15 protein-coding genes are annotated in these 18,430 nt (G+C 34.7%); 14 read left to right on the forward strand and 1 reads right to left on the reverse strand.

Going from position 1 to position 18,430, the window contains the following annotated elements; genetic code table 11:
- Positions 1-18: 18 nt before the first annotated feature.
- The 14 genes from T8I65_RS05825 to T8I65_RS05890 all read left to right on the forward strand — a co-directional run bounded on the left by T8I65_RS05825 (position 19) and on the right by T8I65_RS05890 (position 17,658).
- On the forward strand, positions 19-1,146 hold the full coding sequence (locus tag T8I65_RS05825) for a glycosyltransferase family 4 protein (protein ID WP_322302458.1): 1,128 nt from the start codon (positions 19-21) through the stop codon (positions 1,144-1,146).
- Positions 1,143-2,264: a glycosyltransferase family 4 protein gene (locus T8I65_RS05830; RefSeq protein ID WP_322302459.1), complete on the forward strand. Its 1,122-nt coding sequence runs from the start codon at positions 1,143-1,145 to the stop codon at positions 2,262-2,264. Before T8I65_RS05825 ends, T8I65_RS05830 begins: the two co-directional genes overlap by 4 nt.
- Before the next feature lie 115 nt (positions 2,265-2,379).
- Positions 2,380-3,498, forward strand: a complete 1,119-nt coding sequence (locus T8I65_RS05835; RefSeq protein WP_322302460.1) for a glycosyltransferase — start codon at positions 2,380-2,382, stop codon at positions 3,496-3,498.
- A 194-nt stretch (positions 3,499-3,692) separates the two neighbouring features.
- Positions 3,693-4,634: a GNAT family N-acetyltransferase gene (locus T8I65_RS05840; RefSeq protein WP_322302461.1), complete on the forward strand. Its 942-nt coding sequence runs from the start codon at positions 3,693-3,695 to the stop codon at positions 4,632-4,634.
- Positions 4,635-4,719: 85 nt separating this feature from the next.
- Positions 4,720-5,838: a hypothetical protein gene (locus T8I65_RS05845; RefSeq protein WP_322302462.1), complete on the forward strand. Its 1,119-nt coding sequence runs from the start codon at positions 4,720-4,722 to the stop codon at positions 5,836-5,838.
- A gap of 259 nt (positions 5,839-6,097) precedes the next feature.
- On the forward strand, positions 6,098-6,991 hold the full coding sequence (locus T8I65_RS05850; protein WP_322302463.1) for a polysaccharide deacetylase family protein: 894 nt from the start codon (positions 6,098-6,100) through the stop codon (positions 6,989-6,991).
- 49 nt (positions 6,992-7,040) lie between these two features.
- Positions 7,041-8,942: an asparagine synthase (glutamine-hydrolyzing) gene (gene asnB, locus T8I65_RS05855; protein ID WP_322302464.1), complete on the forward strand. Its 1,902-nt coding sequence runs from the start codon at positions 7,041-7,043 to the stop codon at positions 8,940-8,942.
- 1 nt (position 8,943) lies between these two features.
- Entirely contained in the window at positions 8,944-10,107 is a 1,164-nt protein-coding gene (locus tag T8I65_RS05860; protein ID WP_322302465.1) for a glycosyltransferase family 4 protein, read from the forward strand.
- 37 nt (positions 10,108-10,144) lie between these two features.
- Entirely contained in the window at positions 10,145-10,750 is a 606-nt protein-coding gene (locus tag T8I65_RS05865) for a sugar transferase (RefSeq protein ID WP_322302466.1), read from the forward strand.
- Positions 10,750-11,358: an acetyltransferase gene (locus T8I65_RS05870; RefSeq protein ID WP_322302467.1), complete on the forward strand. Its 609-nt coding sequence runs from the start codon at positions 10,750-10,752 to the stop codon at positions 11,356-11,358. Before T8I65_RS05865 ends, T8I65_RS05870 begins: the two co-directional genes overlap by 1 nt.
- A gap of 1 nt (position 11,359) precedes the next feature.
- On the forward strand, positions 11,360-12,505 hold the full coding sequence (locus T8I65_RS05875) for a DegT/DnrJ/EryC1/StrS family aminotransferase (protein ID WP_322302468.1): 1,146 nt from the start codon (positions 11,360-11,362) through the stop codon (positions 12,503-12,505).
- 3 nt (positions 12,506-12,508) lie between these two features.
- Positions 12,509-14,482: a polysaccharide biosynthesis protein gene (locus T8I65_RS05880; protein WP_416173209.1), complete on the forward strand. Its 1,974-nt coding sequence runs from the start codon at positions 12,509-12,511 to the stop codon at positions 14,480-14,482.
- Positions 14,482-15,249, forward strand: coding sequence for a polysaccharide biosynthesis/export family protein (locus tag T8I65_RS05885; protein ID WP_322302469.1), 768 nt, complete (start codon positions 14,482-14,484; stop codon positions 15,247-15,249). The genes T8I65_RS05880 and T8I65_RS05885 overlap by 1 nt, the downstream gene beginning before the upstream one ends.
- Complete coding sequence (locus T8I65_RS05890; protein ID WP_322302470.1) at positions 15,250-17,658, forward strand: GumC family protein; 2,409 nt, start codon at positions 15,250-15,252, stop codon at positions 17,656-17,658.
- Here the strand turns inward: T8I65_RS05890 and T8I65_RS05895 are convergent, their stop codons facing one another.
- Positions 17,659-18,393, reverse strand: coding sequence for a tyrosine-protein phosphatase (locus T8I65_RS05895; protein ID WP_322302471.1), 735 nt, complete (start codon positions 18,391-18,393; stop codon positions 17,659-17,661). It lies immediately after the preceding gene.
- Positions 18,394-18,430 lie beyond the last annotated feature (37 nt).

An 18,430-nucleotide genomic window follows, 5' to 3' on the forward strand; every position in this document is an offset into this window, starting at 1 on the left:
GCTCAAGAAAAAAAATCTATGAAAGTTTTACTACTAATGAATTCGTTAGGTGCAGGAGGAGCTGAGAGGTCGATGGTTGAATTTGCCAAATTTCTTCATGGCAAACCAGATATTTCAGTTTCCTTTGTATGCCTAGAGCGTCGTAAAATTGGCTTGGAAGAAGAAGTTGAAGATTCTGGAGTAAGAACATTATACTACTGGGGTAAGAAGGGTTATAAAACTAAAAGTCAATTTCTCCTGAAAATTCTAAGATCAGAAAGACCGGATATCATTCATTCTGTTCTGGTAGACTCGAATATTGTGTTACGCTTTGCCCGGCTATTTTACAAAAGTGGCAGTGTAGTGCAGAGTCTGGTTAATACACCTTATTCGCACGAACGTAAGAAAGATAACCAACTGCCGTGGCATAAATTTTTATTAGCAAAACAATTGGATAAATGGACGGCAAGAATGATTCCTGACATTTTTTATCACTCAATTACTAAGGAGGTCTTAAACCATTATATACCTATATACGGGATAAAGAATAATTTTAGGGTAATTTATAGGGGTAGGTATGAGAATAAATTCTTGGGGGTAAAATCAGAAAATAAAAATTTCACTCTTATAAATGCTGGAAGACAGGAGTTTGCCAAAGCTCAAATAGATATACTAAAAGCTCTCAAGTATCTACGTAGTAAATATCAGTTGACAGATATAAAATTTCAATTGCTAGGTAGACCCGGCCATTATACAAAAAAGATAAATGACTTTATTGCTGAAAATGATCTGGAAGATCAGGTAGAGATCCCGGGATTTGTAAAAAATGTGGAAGAAAGATTGGTGAAAGCTGATGTATTCGTTTTTCCATCCTATTATGAAGGTCTTGGCGGAGCACTTATTGAAGCTTTTGCTGCAAAACTTCCCTGCATTTGTTCAAACATACCAGTATTAAAAGAGGTGGTAGGAAGTGAAAAAGGTGCGCTATTTTGTGATCCTGGCGATTATCAGAAGCTTGGAGATAATATTTATCAATTATATAATGATGAAAACTTGAGAAAAGAGCTCAGTGAATATTCCTATACAAATTTTGAAAAAAAATATAAGTTAGAAAAAATTAATACTGAAATGTTACAAATGTATAGGGATTTAATAAAGTCAAAATGAAAATACTCCAGTTGGTAACAAAAAGACAGTATCGTGGCGCCGAAGTATTCGCTGCAAACCTAAGTAAAGAATTGCTTTTACTAGGACATGATATAATTTTTGTAGGCTTATATCGAAACGACAGTAATGTGTTGGAGGTTTCTGGCGCTCATCATGAAGATTTGGTTGAAGCGGAAAGAACATTTTCTGCTACGTTGATTAAGAATCTCGTAAAATTGATAAGGAGAGAACGCCCGGATGTTATACAGTGTAATGGTTCAGATACATTGAAATATATGGTTGCGGCTTCTTATTTTACTTCCTCCATTCCTATTACATATCGAAATATAAGTATGATAAGCGTCTGGTTAAACGGTTCTTTAAAAACCTTTGTTTATAGAAAGATGTTTGAACGCATAGAGCATGTAACTTCCGTAGGGTCAGAGGCGGCTGAAGATTTTGTAGTAGCTTTGCAATATCCTAGGAAACAGATTTCAGTAATAAGAAGAGGGATACCGTTAAAAAAAATTGAGCAATCAAGTATAGCTCCTATAAAGGAGGATTTTGGAATGAAATCTGAAGATAGGATCGCTGTGCATATTGGCAATTTTAGTTTAGAGAAAAACCATGAGTTTTTACTGGAAGTTTTTAAAGAGATCAAAAAAATCAATAATCGCTTAAAATTAGTAATGGTAGGGAATGGCGTGCATTTTGAAAATATTAGAAACAGAATTCAGGAATTTAATCTTCAGGAAACAGTTTTTGTGACAGGTTTTAGAAGTGATATTCCAGAAATTCTTGCCGCTGCACACTGTTTTGTATTATCCAGTAAAGTAGAAGGGGTGCCGGGAGTAATTCTTGAAGCAGCCGCTCAAAAAGTTCCTACGGTGGCCACCAATGTAGGTGGTGTTAAAGAAGTTTTAATTGATAATCAAACCGGTTTTATTATAGATGACTTTAATAAAGAAAAATTTGCAGAGAAAGTAATAGAAATTCTAACTAATGAAACTTTGCAGTTAAAACTTGGTTCTAATGCTTATAATATGGTTGAAATGGATTTTAATCCGGTTAAGAATGCCATCAAATTTGAAGATCTATACAGAGACCTAATGAAGGGCTCTCAAACGACTTATCCTTAATTTGAAGATTCCTGAGAGATGTTAAAGTCTTATCAAATCTCGGGTTATACGCTGAACTCCTTCTTTTAATAATTAATTTTGAAGCTGGGTCAATCAAACAACCAATTTCTATCAAATGAGAAAGATAAAAGTACTCCACATTATCAAATCATTGGGTCGTGGAGGAGCAGAGATGTTGTTGCCAGAAACACTAAGACTTCATAATAAAGAAAAATTTGAGTTCGATTACGTTTATTTCCTTCCCTGGAAGAACCAGATGGTTAAGGAAATTAGCGAACAGGGAGGGAAAGTTATATGTATAGAGGCAAATAATAATCTCAGTTTACTCTCAAAGTATAATGAAGTTGCTAAATACTGTAAGAAAAATAATATAGATATTATTCATTCTCATTTACCCTGGTCTGGTTTTCTCTCAAGGCTTGTTTATAAACAAACTGGCATACCTCTTATTTATACCGAACATAATATTCAGGAGCGCTATCACGTAGCAACTAAAAAATTAAATGCCTTTACATTTAATTGGCAAAGTAAAGCTATTGGTGTTTCTGCTGATGTTAGTAAATCTATATCGGAAAATATCAACCCGGATATTTCAGTACAAACCCTATTAAATGGCGTAAATACCCAGAAATTTTTTAGGGATGAAAAAGCTGCAAATAATATAAAAAGGAAATATAAAATCCCCAAGAATGCATTAGTGGTTGGAAATTTAGCGGTTTTCAGAGAACAAAAAGATCTGGTTTCTTGGGTCAAAGCTTTTAAGGTCATTAATGAATCAATGCCGGCCGTATATGCTTTAATAGTTGGTGCTGGCCCAAAACAATCTGAAATTCAAGAGCTTATAAAAGCACTTGATCTCGAAGGAAAAATTATTCTTCCGGGATTACAAACTAATACCGTTGCCTATCTATCTGCTATGGATATATTCATGATGAGTTCCCAGTTTGAGGGATTGCCCATAGCCTTACTGGAGGCCATGAGTATTGGTTGCGCTATTGTTTCAACCAAAGCCGGGGGAGTGGTGGAAGTCATAGAACATAACAAAAATGGACTATTGAGTGAGGTTGGAGATTCAAAAATGCTTGCAGAGAATTGTACTAAAATATTAAATAATACTTCTTTAAGGAAGATGCTACAAGCAGCAGCGCGAGAAAGAGTAGTAGATGCCTTTAGCCTGGAAAATATGGTAGATGAATTAGAGAGGTGCTATATGGAGCTAGCACCAAAAAATTAATAGTTGGTAAAATTTCGCATATCTATTGATTCTCGATATGAAAAGCTTATTATTTACTGGCTTTATGAATCTCTTAAATTTTTTTTAAAAACCTATAGGTAAGTTTAAGACTCCAGTTCATATCAGGTTTCTTTTTAAAACTGTATTTGAAATTCTAATATTCAAGTGAAATTATAATATAGAAATTGTTACTTATGGAAATTCGGGAAGCTGATGAATATGATATTCCTAAAATTGTCAAGGTTTTAAAAGCCAGCTTGGGAGAAGATCAACTAGAACTTTCAGAAAAAGTATGGAAATACAAGCATCTAGAGAATCCATTTGGAAAATCTATTGTTTTAATTGCTGATGAAAATAAAGAAACTATAGGAGTTCGTGCATTTATGCGTTGGGAATGGCAATTCGGGAAAGAAAAATTTCAAGCATTGAGAGCGGTAGATACTGCTACTCATCCAAGCCATCAAGGGAAGGGAGTTTTTAAAAAATTAACTTTGAAAGCTGTTGAAAACTCAAAAGCAAATGATTATCATTTTATATTTAATACTCCAAATGAGCAAAGCCGGCCGGGCTATTTAAAAATGGGATGGAAGGAGGTTGGTAAAATACATGTAGGAATAAAGCCTTCTTTCTCATTTTTGAAATTTAAAAATACTGGCAAATCTTATGAAATTAGAAAAAATATTACCAATGAGCATTTAGATAGCTTATGTAGAGAATGGAATAATAAATTAGCAGCTAAACCTGGTTTATTTACTCCTAAATCTGCTGAGATGCTTAGGTGGCGTTATGAAGAAAACCCACTACAGTCTTATGAAGTTCTCGCTGATAACGGGTATTATTTAGCTGCTTATGTGAAAAAAAGAGGTAGTTTTAAGGAATTCAGGGTAGCGGAGTATATTTATGATGAAAAATTATTGAGTAAAAAGGAACTAAAAACAATTATAGATAGATTGGTAAGTAATTTTAGCTGCCAGATGGTTAGTTTTTCCCCAAATTTATTGAAAATGTCTGGTAAAAAAGGGCATTTTGGACCAGTATTAACCCTTAATACTCTCAATGTAGAAGATATCCAAAATGAGGAATTTTTAAAACTTACTAATTGGAATAATAGCCTGGGAGACTTAGAATTATTTTGATATGCTAGGAGTTCTCTTCTTAATAATACTATTTTTCGCTATAAATCAGGTGATATTTAATATTTACCAGAAAAGGCATAGATTCTTGGATAAGAAGAAAATGAATCTTCTTTATTTTTATCATCTAATCTTTTTTGGCGTTTACCTATGGTATGCTTACAATAATCCTTCCGATTCAAAAGGATATTATGCCAATGTTAATATTCATAATGGATCTTGGTTTGAATTGTTTGGAACTGATACCGATTTTATTGATTTTTTAGCTTATCCTCTCAATTCCATCGGTTTTAGCTATGAGATGCAAATGCTGTCTTTCGCTTGGTTAGGGTATTTAGGTTTCTTCTATGCCTATCTATTCTTTAGGGAAAAAATACCAATCAAAATAAAAGCTTTTAAATCTATCGATCTTTTAACGCTTATACTGTTTTTGCCAAACATGCATTTCTGGACTGCTTCATTAGGTAAAGGTTCTACTATCTTTTTTGGATTAATGATGTTTACTTATGGAATAGTAAAACCGGGATCCAGGATATTTTTACTCATTTTGAGCTCGTTCATTATATATCACATTAGACCACATGTTTTTATGTTTGTTGCTGTGGGAGCAGTAGCCGGATATATGAGTGGAAAAGAGCAGATCCCTTTTTGGCAGAAGGCCTCTGTTTTTGTAGTATTAATTGGAACATTACTTTTAGTACAGGATCAAATTTTAGCTGTAATGGGTTTACAGGGTTCTGAAAATTTAATCGAAGATTTCCAGGCACAATCTGAAGAACGTTCAGAAGATTTGAGTGACGCCGGCTCTGGGGTGGATATGTCTTCTTACCCACTTCCACTCAAATTATTCACATTTTGGTTCAGACCTTTATTTATCGATGCGCCTAATGCATTGGGTCTGATAGTTTCAGTAGAAAATTTAATCTATCTTTTACTTTTTTTTAAAATTCTAAAAAAGGATTTTATCAAGTTCATTAAGAAGTCTCCGGCAGTGGTTAAGATGAGTTTCGTAATATTTTTTATGACCTCTTTCGCAATGACTTTCGTCATGTCTAATTTGGGGATTATTATGCGGCAGAAGTCTATGGTAATGTATTATATTTTCTTTGTTATTTATTACTACCTGGCACAGAAAAAATATGAAAAGTTCATGAAGTTGAAACGTTTGAAAGAGAAAAGGAAAAACTCAAATTTGACACCAGTTTAAGATGCTAGCGAGCAAGCAAATCTTCTTAATCAATGAAATTTAGATTTAATCTAGTATTTCTTTTACTCTTATTTTAGCCGATCTTGTATTAATATTAAATAGAGCTATTTTCATTTAATAATATTTACGACTTTCTAACATTTACAATTTATAGCTAAATGATTTTAGGAAAAAATTTTAAATAACTATGGGAAATGGATCTTTAGTAATTTCTTTAGATTTTGAATTATTATGGGGTGTCTTTGATAAAGTTAATTGGATGGAAAAAAAGGAGTATTTCCTTAATACCCGCAAAATTATACCTGAAATTCTCAAACTATTTGAAGATTATAATATTGCCTGCACCTGGGCAACTGTTGGCATGCTTTTTAATCAAAATTGGGAAGAATGGAATGCTAATATGCCTGAGGTATTACCAAATTATAAGAATCGGGCTCTTTCTGCATATAGTTATGGCAAGAAAATTCAATCTGAAGAAAACGAGGTATTGTGTTTCGCGCCAGATATTATAAAAAGTATTGTAAATACCCCCAGACAGGAAGTAGCCACCCATACCTATTCTCATTACTATTGCCTTGAACATGCCCAGACTATTCATAGTTTTGAGACCGATCTTCAACAGTGTGTAGACATGGCAATACTATGTGGTGTGAATTTAACATCACTTGTTTTTCCCCGAAATCAATTTAATAAAGAATATTTGAAAGTTTGCAAAAATTTGGGAATTGATAATGTACGTTCTAATCCTACCGATTGGTATTGGAGGAGTACAAAAAACAACTCTATTCTAAATAAAATTTTTAGAACCGGTGATGCCTATGTAGGTCTTAATGATAAGTCCTACAAACAGCCTGAAGACCCTATTAATTTTAACCTACCAATATCTCAAAAAGCATCCAGATTTCTGAGACCTTATTCTACCAATAAAAGATTTAATGATTTAAAATTAAAAAGAATCAAAGGAGAAATGACTAAAGCTGCTCTCAACGGAGAAATTTATCATTTATGGTGGCATCCACATAATTTCGGGAATCACCCGGATGAAAGTCTGGAAGACCTGAAGCAGCTTCTAATTCATTTTGACAATTTGAGAAAAAAACATGGCTATTCATCACTAAATATGGATGATATAGGAAGGCTAGTCAAAAAATAAAATAAGAATAAGCTTTATACTTATATATTTGCAGATTTAAAAAATATCTATGTGCGGAATTAACGGCTTTATTACTAGGGGCCATGTCAGTGAAGAAGGTCTTAGAGAGCAGCTTGAGGGAATGAATAATAAAATTATCCATCGAGGACCAGACCAGGATGGGTTTTTTACTGAATCTAATTCGGATTATTCAGTGGCTATGGCTATGCGCAGACTATCGATTATTGATTTAGGTACGGGAGCTCAACCTATTTTCAGCAAGGATAAAAAAGCGCTCATTTTTTTTAACGGCGAGATTTATAATTACCGGGAATTAAAAGATGTTTTATTAGAAAAGAATCACGAGTTTAAAACAACTTCAGATACAGAAGTGATTTTGAAAGCCTATGAGGAATGGGGTACAGAAAGTTTCGGGATGTTGGATGGTATGTTTGCTTTTAGTATTTATGATAAATCTAAAAATAAAATATTTATAGCCAGAGATTTTTTTGGAGAAAAGCCATTGTATTATACCAAAACTGATAGCCAGCTAATTTGGGGATCAGAATTAAAATCGCTCGTTAAAGAATTATCCCAAAAGCCTCAGATTTCAAAAGAAGGCCTAAATCTTTATTTCAGGTTAACCTATATTCCTGCGCCATATTCAATTTATGAAGGAGTTCATAAGCTGGAGGCCAATCACTATATGGAGATAACGCTTGAAAATTTCCAAGCGAAAACTTTTCCTATTAAAGATGATAAGTTCCTTTCTATAGATCCTGAAATATCATTTAAAGAAGCGAAATCTAAAACACACGATCTGGTGCTTGAGAGTGTTAAAAGTAGATCTGTAGCCGATGTTCCTTTGGGAACTTTTCTTTCTGGAGGTGTGGACTCATCTGTGGTTTCTCTGGCTCTTTCTAAACAAGTCAAAGATAAGATAGATACTTTTTCGGTAGGTTTCGAGAAAAAATCCTTTGATGAAACAGATAAATCCCGTACCGTAGCTAAGTTGATCAATAGTAATCACCATGAATTTATCATTTCTGTAAATGACTTAAAGGGTAATTTAGATGAGATATTGCTCAATTTTGATGAACCATTTGCAGATTCTTCTTCACTTCCTACTTATCTGGTAGCAAACAAAACCAGACAACAAGTTAAAGTAGCTCTGACCGGAGATGGTGGAGATGAAATTTTTGGAGGATATAATAAGTACTATATTGGTAAGATGAACCAGAAATACTCATCGGTTGTACCAAAACCTATACATACTAAACTAAAAGCGGTAGCAAATACGGTGCTAAGTACAAAAGATGATAAGCGTGGAACTCGATTTAAATTGAGAAAATTGATGAATGCGATCAATTATGAAGGTGATTTCTATTATAATATAATTTCACTCGCTTTTCAGGAAGAAGATGTAGCGCAATTGCTCAAAGATAAATGGGTGAAATCAAAAGTCTTTCAACCTTACAAAAACACTATCAATAATAAAGCTGAGAAGCTAACAGATTTTCGTAATATCGATAGGATTTTAAGTCTGGAAGGGGATATGCTGGTTAAAGTAGATCGTACGAGTATGCTGACTTCTTTGGAGTCACGGGCTCCTTTTTTAAATAAAAAGCTTTGGAACTTTACTGCTCAGTTACCAGAAGGTTATTTGATGAAGGGATGGAATAAGAAATATATTTTGAAAGAAGCTTTTAAAGAGTATTTCCCGAAAGATTTTTTAAATAAATCTAAAAAAGGTTTTGGCGTACCCGTAGGAGATTGGCTTAGAGGGTATTTGAAACCTGAGTTAAAATCTTATATAGATAATCACTTCTTGGAAGAACAGAATTTATTCGAGAAAGAGTTTGTACGGAATCTAGTGGAAAATCACATTAGCGGAAAACAGGACAATACTTTTAGAGTGTGGGCTTTCTTTTGTTTTCAAAAGTGGTATAAAGTAACTTACTTGACTTTATAAGATGCAAAAGCTTGTTCGTGTCACCACTATACCATTGTCTCTGGAAAAACTTCTTGAAGGACAACTTACGTTCATGAGTCAGCATTACCAGGTTATAGCCGTTGCTGCAGATGAAAAGAGACTCGAAAAATATGGAGTTGATAATAATGTAGAAACCTACGCTGTAGAATTGACTAGAGCAATAACTCCTATTGCTGACCTTAAAGCTGTATTTAAACTCACTAGTTATTTACGCAAAGAAAAACCTTTGATTATTCATAGTCATACTCCTAAAGCAGGTATCATTAGTATGCTAGCTGGTTGGCTCGCAGGTGTTCCAATAAGGCTACATACAGTTGCAGGTTTACCATTGCTAGAAGTAAAGGGTTTCAAAAGAAGAATTTTAGACTTTGTAGAGAAGCTTACTTATAAGCTAGCTCATAAAGTATTTCCAAATTCTTTTGAATTAAAGAAAATCATTCTTGATTTAAATTATGCAAATGAATCTAAATTGAAGGTGTTAGGGAATGGAAGCTCAAATGGGATAGATACGACGTATTTTGATCCTCAACGATTTACAGAAGACTTCAAATCAGATTTAAGGTCAAAATTTGGTATTCCACAGGAAGATATTGTTTTTGTCTTTGTAGGGAGATTGGTGAAAGAGAAGGGTATTGAAGAACTTGTGCGTGCTTTCAATGAACTTAGAGTTAGTTCACCGAAATGTAGTTTGCTGCTAATTGGCCCCTATGAGCAGGATCTGGACCCAATTTCCGAAGAAATAATTCAGGAAATTGAAAAAAATCCGAAAATCATAACTACTGGTTACGAGCTGGATGTTCGACCATATTTTGCAATTGCAAATATTCTAACTTTTCCATCGTATCGAGAAGGTTTTCCAAATGTAGTTTTACAGGCGGGAGCCATGTCATTACCAGCAATCGTTTCTAATATTAATGGTTGTAATGAAATCATCCAGAATGGTGAGAACGGAATTATCATACCGGTAAAGTCGGAAGAAGCGCTGAAGGTTGCTATGAAAAAATTAGTCGATGATATAGATTTAAGAAGTCAGCTAACATTAAATGCTCGGCAAGTAATTCAAAAAAAATATGAGAGAGAGTACTTTTGGCAAATTCTGTTAAAAGAATACAAAGAGTTAGAAAGCTCTCTGAAACATGATTAAATTCGCGCCCTAGCTGAAGTATGTCTGAATTAACTGAATGTATAGAAATTTAATTAAACCAATCTTTGATTTTTTAGCTGCTGTTATAGCGCTGGTACTTCTAAGTCCGGTTTTAATTGTCGTCACTATATTATTATATCGGGCAAACAACGGTAAGCCATTTTTTTATCAGGCGAGACCTGGTAGAAATGGGGATATTTTCAGAATAGTGAAGTATAAAACCATGACTGATGAAAAGGATCCAACGGGCAATCTGTTACCGGATTCAGAACGATTAACCAAAATTGGTAGTTTTGTTCGAAAGACTTCAATTGATGAAATACCACAATTGTTTAATGTTCTGAAAGGTGACATGAGTATTGTTGGTCCAAGACCATTACTTCCTCAGTATCTAGAGCTATATAATGCCGAACAACTAAAACGGCATGAAGTTAAACCGGGAATTACAGGATGGGCGCAGGTAAACGGGAGGAATGCAATAAGCTGGCTCAAAAAATTCGAATATGATGTGTGGTACGTAGAGAAGCAATCATTTTTTCTGGATCTTCAAATATTATTAAAAACTATCAAAAAAGTTGTAATTTCTGAAGGAATAAATGCGGATAACATGGCTACCACAGAACCTTTTAACGGTAACAATTAATGATTTTATTTGGGGCAAGCGGACATGCAAAAGTAATTCTTGATATTATCAATTCAGGAACTGGTGATACCGTAGATTATATATTAGATGATAATTCTGAAATATTTGATTTAGCTGGTTTTCAGGTCGATCATGCAGTTGATAGAAACATCCTTCAGACGAACAATACAATTGTTGCTATTGGAGATAACAAGATTCGGAAGAATATTTGTGTAAAATATAATATAAAGCTACATGAGGCATTGATTCACAAAACTGCAACTGTTTCAAAAGCAGCGACTGTGTCAAAAGGATCTGTTGTCATGGCTGGAGCTGTAATAAACCACTCAGCGAAAATAGGCGAAAACAGCATTATTAATTCGAATGCTATCATTGAACACGATGTAAGCATCGCTAAATTTGTACATGTATCGCCAAGTGCAAGTGTGACTGGAGGAGTAAGTATTGGAGAAGGCTCCCACATTGGGGCTGGAGCTTCAATTATTCCAGGAATAAAAATTGGCAAATGGGTTACAATTGGTGCAGGCGCCGTTATATTGAAGGATGTTCCAGATCATGCCGTTGTGGTTGGGAATCCAGGCCGAATAATTAAATACAATAAGAATTAATATGGCAAACGATAAGATCTGGTTATCCTCCCCGCATATGGGTGGTAATGAGTTAAAATATATTCACGATGCATTCGATGAAAACTGGATAGCACCTTTGGGTCCAAACGTTACTGGATTCGAAAGTGATATTAAAAAATATCTTGGTGGAAATGTTGAAGTTGCTGCATTAAGTTCTGGTACGGCTGCCTTGCATCTTGCTCTAATTATGCTTGGTGTTTCGAATGGAGATGAAGTGATATGTCAAAGTATGACCTTTGCAGCTTCTGCCAATCCTATAAAGTACCTGGGTGCCACTCCAATATTTATTGATAGTGAATCTAAAACTTTGAATATCTGTCCTGATCAGCTGGAGATGGCTATAGAAGATAGAATAAAAAGAGGAAAAACGCCGAAAGCTATTATTGCAGTTCACTTATATGGAATGCCATATCATGTAGATCGAATTAATACCATTGCAGATAAATATAACATTCCAGTCATTGAAGATGCGGCAGAAGCACTTGGGAGTACATACCGTGGTAAGAATTGTGGCACCTTCGGCGAATTGGCTATTTTGTCATTTAACGGTAATAAGATCATCACAACGTCTGGTGGTGGCGCCTTGGTTACTAAGACTGAGAAAATGAAACAAAAAGCTGTTTTTCTCGCAACTCAGGCGAGGGATGATGCTCCGCATTACCAGCATAGCGAAATTGGTTACAATTATAGATTGAGTAATATTTCTGCAGGAATTGGTCGTGGACAAATGGAGGTTTTGGATGAAAGAGTAAGTGCAAGACGTGAAATGTTTGAATTTTACGTAAATTTATTCCGGGATGTTGAAGGTGTTAGGTTGTTTTCTGAACCATCTACAGATTATTTCAGTAATCATTGGTTAAGCGTTTTAACTATTGATAGTGAGATTACTGGGTTCACTAGAGAAGACTTAAGAGAATCACTTGCTGCTTTGAATATTGAATGTCGACCACTTTGGAAGCCTATGCACATGCAACCTGTTTTTGAGGATAGTCCGTTTTACGGCACGGGAGTTGCTGAAACCATGTTCGACAATGGACTCTGTTTGCCAAGTGGTAGCAATCTGTCGGATAATGATAGATCCAGAATCAGTAATGCAATTAAAAGTCATTTGAAAAAAGACCAATAGACTATGGGGAGCATAAGAAAAGCCCTTTCCAACATAATATCAGGTCCTGATAATTCTTTAGATATCCGAAATCTCAGATATCTTCCTAGGTGGGCAATTTTGATGATCGATATAGGTCTGGTTACTATCTCAACGATTTTAACCATTTTTATACTTTTAGATCTATCTCCTTTCCAGTATACATTATTAAATTTTTATGAGAAAGCACTTCTGGTGATCACCATGAACGTCGGTTTCTTTTTTGTCTTTAAAACTTATGCCGGAATTATAAGATATTCTTCAAATGTGGATGCTTTGAAATTGCTACTTTCCACTTGTAGTGCTTTCATCGGTTTGGTTGTGATTAATTATGCATCTTACTTTTTAATAGGTCAGAAAATCTTTTTAATTGGTGGACTACTGATCAATTTATGGATATCATTTTCGCTATTATTCCTTTTCAGACTTAGTGTCAAGCAATTCTACGAATATTTTAAAATTCTTCAGAAAAATGAGTCTCTCATTAATGCTGTTATCTTAGGGGTTGATGAAAATGCGATCTCTATAGCAGGTGCGCTTGAAATTGAACATCCCCGTCGATTCCGAATTGTGGGATTTCTAACACAGGATTCACACAAAAGACTTCGAGTACTGGATAAGCCAGTTTTAAAGCATACCAAAAAAATTCATGAAGAACTAAATTCTCTTGGAGCTGAAGCAATCATATTTTCAGAACACACACTTTCTTCTGAAGAAAAATTTAAATTAGTAGAAGAGTGTTTGGAACACGACATTGCAATTTATAATGCTCCATTAGTTTCCACCTGGGGCGGTGAACCGATAGCCAATAAGGTAAAAACGTTGCAGATTGAAGATCTTCTGGATAGAGAACCTATTAATCTAGAAACTCAGAACAAAATTGAGCAATTAACCAACAGAACAATCCTGGTTACTGGTGCAGCAGGTTCTATTGGTAGCGAGATCGTGAGACAGGTTGCTAAATATGATCCAAAACGTTTGATAATATTGGATCAGGCCGAAACACCTCTTCATAATTTACAATTGGAGGTGGAATCCAAGTTTCCTGACCTAAACTTCAAAGTAATTGTTTGCGACGTAGGGAACCAAAAGAGATTGGAACTTATGTTCCAGAATCAAGACATTGATGTGGTTTATCATGCAGCAGCATATAAACATGTACCGTTGATGGAAAGTAATCCCCATGAAGCTGTGTTCGTTAATATCCATGGAACCAAAAATCTCGCGGATCTTGCCGTGAAGTACAATGTAGGACACTTCGTTATGGTTTCAACAGATAAAGCGGTTAATCCGAGTAATGTAATGGGCGCTTCTAAAAGAGCTGCTGAAATGTACGTTCAATCCTTATTTCATAATCAGCTTCAAACTGGTATAGGATCTACAAAATTTATAACCACTCGTTTCGGTAACGTTCTAGGTTCTAATGGTTCGGTTGTACCGCTTTTCAAGAAACAAATAGAGAAAGGCGGCCCTGTAACTATTACTCATCCTGATATCATTCGATATTTCATGACCATTCCTGAAGCTTGCCAGTTAGTTCTGGAAGCGGGAGCCATGGGTAAAGGGGGCGAAATATTTGTTTTCGATATGGGTGAGCCAGTGAAAATTATGGACTTAGCCATCAAAATGATAAAACTTGCAGGTTATCAACCAAACAAGCATATTAAGATTAGAATTACTGGACTAAGACCAGGTGAGAAATTATATGAAGAGCTATTGAATGATGATAGTCAAACGCTTCCAACGCATCATAAAAAAATCATGATTGGGCAGGAGGTTGTAAGAGATTACGAAGGTATCAACGAGAATATTCTCAAGATAATAAAATCTGCTACTAAGTTGAAAAATGATAAAGTAGTTGCTAAACTTAAAGAGTTAATACCGGAATTTAAGAGCAATAATTCATCTTACGAAAAACTGGATAATTTAAATCAAACCAAAAAATCAGGAATTAATTAATGAAGAAATTATTAATCATTGCAGTTATATCTAGCTGTTTATTCAGCTGCGCTACTAAAGACCAGGTAGTCTATTTTAATAATGTCAAATCATTAAATGGTCAGCGCAACTTATTAGAATATGAACCGAAAATTGAAAAAAATGATGTTCTAAGAATAAATGTTTCTTCATCCTCAATTAACCCTGAAATTGTAGCACCCTTTCAAATGAACCAGCAAGGTGGGCAATCTTCAGGAGGCGGAGGTCAAAGTCAATCTCTAACTGGTTATTTAGTTAGTCCTAAAGGAACTATTAATTTCCCGGTACTGGGTACTATTGACGTAGAAGGTTTAACCAGAACTGAGATACAGCAAGATTTAGAAACGAAAATAGCGGATTATGTAATTGATCCTGTTGTTGACGTGAGGATAGTTAATTTCAGTATTACAGTTTTAGGAGAAGTGGGCAATCCAGGAAGGGTTCAAATTAATGACGGTAGAGTTACGATGCCAGAACTTCTCGCGATGAGTGGCGATATTAATTATACTGGGAAACGTCAAAATATAAGAATTATTAGAGAAAGCAATGGTGTGAAATCTGTTGGATTTATTAATATGACAGAAACAGATTTATTTAGTAGCCCATACTACTATCTCAAGCAGAATGACATAGTATATGTAGAGCCTACTTACGCAAGAATGAAGTCTGCTGGTTTCTTTGGTAATCCAGGAGCAATTATAGGCCTTATAAGTTCAATTATTGGTTTAGTGTTTATATTTACAAGATAAATGGAAGAATTCAACGATTTTACTGTAGAAGCAGAGGAGTCAAATTTTGACCTAAAAGCAGAACTATACAAATATTTAGCTCATTGGAAATGGATAATTTTTGGCCTCATAATTGGAGTTGTATTTGCTTATTTATATAATAGGTACACTATTCCTAAATATAATACACAAGCTACAATGATTATTGTAGATGATGAGAAGAAAAATGCTATGAATGCTACGCCATCGGGCGGTGGAGCTATTTTTTCACTTGAAGACGATGGAATACAGAATCACATAGAGAAATTAAAATCAAAGCAACTGGTTGAAAGTGTTGTTGATGAACTGGATCATAATGTAAGTTATTTTATAGAAGGTAATGTAATTACTGTTGAAGCATATCGATCTAGTCCTGTTTTGATCAAATTTATCACAAATGATAGTGTAGTAAATACTATTTCAAGAGATTTTGTTGTGACACCTACTTCAGAGACATCATTTAGACTTGAGGATGAAAGTCTGGAGTACAATGCTGATCATAAAATTGGTGAAATAATTGATCTGTCTGGCCTTAAGTTTGTTATTTTGCCTAAATCAAGTAAGGAGCAAGATAGTTTTGGAAAAACAAGGTCAATAAATATTGTGATGGAACCTGTGAGGGACGTTGCTGCAGAATATATATCTAAATTACAAATTACTCAAAAAGGACAGGCTAAGGACATTTTATCACTTAGCTTGGTTCAAAACACTCCGGAGAAATCCCAGGATTTTCTTAGTAAATTAATGGAGCGCTTTAACGAGGAGGGAGTTAAGAATAACCAAGAAGTCGCGGAAAATACTACTAAATTTATCCAGGATAGGTTAGAAATGATTACCACAGAGTTAGATTCTGTAGAAGTCAATATTGCTGATTTCAAGAGAGATAATCGAATCATGGACGTTAGTAGTGGTGCGTCTGAATTTCAATCGAAATTTTCTACTGCTGAACAGGAGATTTTCAACTTGGAAACTCAATTGGAACTCTTGACATCTGTAGAAGAATTGTTAAGAAGCCAGGGCGAATATGAGTTACTGCCGGAGATTGGAATAAATAAAGGTGGAGTATCTGGCTTGGTGGCTTCTTATAACTCTTTAGTAGTAGAACGGAATGTATATCTAGAGGGTGGAACTGAAAAAAACCCTATAGTGAAGACCTTGAGTGAACAACTCGATGGTTTGAGAAATAACCTCTTCGAGAATATTCAAAGTACAAGAAATTCCTTAAATATACAATTACGAGAACTTTCTAAAAGGGAAAATGTTGCCCAAGGACAATTTAGCGCCTTTCCAGGATTAGAGAAAGGTATGCGAAATATAGAACGTCAGCAACAAATTAAAGAACAATTATACCTCTTTCTGTTACAACGTAGAGAAGAGGCAGCAATATCTTCTGCTGCGACAGCAGCAGTTGCACGCATTATTGACCAACCGTATACCAATAATGATCCTGTGGATCCAGCACCATGGCTAATATTAACTGTTGGTTTTTTAATTGGTCTAATTATTCCAATTCTAATAATATTCGTGAAGAACTTCCTAGATACGAAAGTACATCATAAGGGTGATTTGAATACGTTACTGAAACATGTTCCGTTTTTAGCTGAACTGCCAAGAATTAAAGCTGAGGACGTAGATATCATTCAGTTAAATGATAGATCTCCTTTGGCAGAGTCTTTCAGGATCCTGCGCACCAATTTAGCGTATCTTGTGCAAAACAAAGATAAAACAAGAGGTGACGTAATATTTGTGACCTCTACTATCAAAGGTGAAGGTAAAACATTTGTTTCATACAATTTATCCAGGACACTAGCTAGTAGCAGTAAAAAGGTTCTCTTAATTGGAGCAGATATAAGAAACCCTAAACTTCATAGATATACGCAAAACACAATTGGTGCTAAGGAAAAAGGATTATCAGATTTTTTATATGACTATGATGTAAATTCTGCTGATGTCATTTCTTCAACAAATGATGGGGATATTCCAGTAGATGTAATCCTATCTGGACCTATTCCTCCAAATCCAGCAGAACTTTTAATGAATGATCGCTTGGAATTTTTAATTGAAGAGTCGAAGGTGAAGTATAATTATATTATAGTGGATACCGCACCTGCAATGATTGTGACCGACACTTTGTTAATTAGTCAATTAGCTGATTATACACTTTACGTTACAAGAGCAGATTACACCGAGAAAGCACTTCTGGATTTCCCGAAAGATTTAAAGAAACAAGGTAAGCTTAACGGTCTTGCTGTAATACTCAACGATATAGACTATTCAAAATTTAGTTATGGCGCACAATATGGTTATTCCTATGGATATGGATATGGATATGGTGAAGAAAATGTATCTAGATGGGGTCGAATTAAAAAGCGTATTTCTAACTCTAGCTAGCTAATGCTGCAGAAGTTCGCGATTATTATCGCAAATTCGTAGGATGTTTTGAGTATATTTATTCGGAACTTTGATTTCTTTAATTTTCTCGAGATGCGTGAGTTTATGAACATCACTACAAATGTATTCAATTAATCCGTTTTCAATTAACTGGTATGCCATCTTCTGTATACCTTTCCCATAATGATTGGATAAGGATAACATATTTATTTGCATTAGACATCCTCTCGTTTTTAGCTCTTTGTATTTACTAAGATCTTTAGAATGCATGTAAGTATATCTTTCAGGATGGGCTAGTATTGGAATTTTAGAGTTATTCTGTACTTTAAAAAGAATTTGAGTCAGGTTAATTGGAGCTTGAAAGTAGGACATCTCCACCAGAACCTTATTTTCAGTTATTGTAAGTAGGTCGTTACTTTTTAAAATTTCTAGGAAGTGCTGATCCATCATATATTCAGCAGCATAGGTTAGTCGTTTTGGCCCCGCCTTTTCTTGTAGAATTTTGTTATAAGCTTCTTCGATGGTGAAGGGCGTATTTGGATAATATTCACCGATAATATGTGGCGTAGCAACAATTTGATTGATTCCTATCTCTGAGAAGCTATTAAATATTTTTCGTGAGGTTTCCACGCTGTCAGAACCGTCATCAATACCCGGTAACGTATGATTATGAAAGTCTGGAATTCCTTCAATTAAGTCAATTAAGAATTTACTTCTATTAAATATTGATAACATTTGAATTATTTTACTGTTTAAAATTACAAATTTAAGT

The organism is Christiangramia sp. OXR-203 (genome assembly GCF_034372165.1).
Lineage (GTDB): Bacteria > Bacteroidota > Bacteroidia > Flavobacteriales > Flavobacteriaceae > Christiangramia.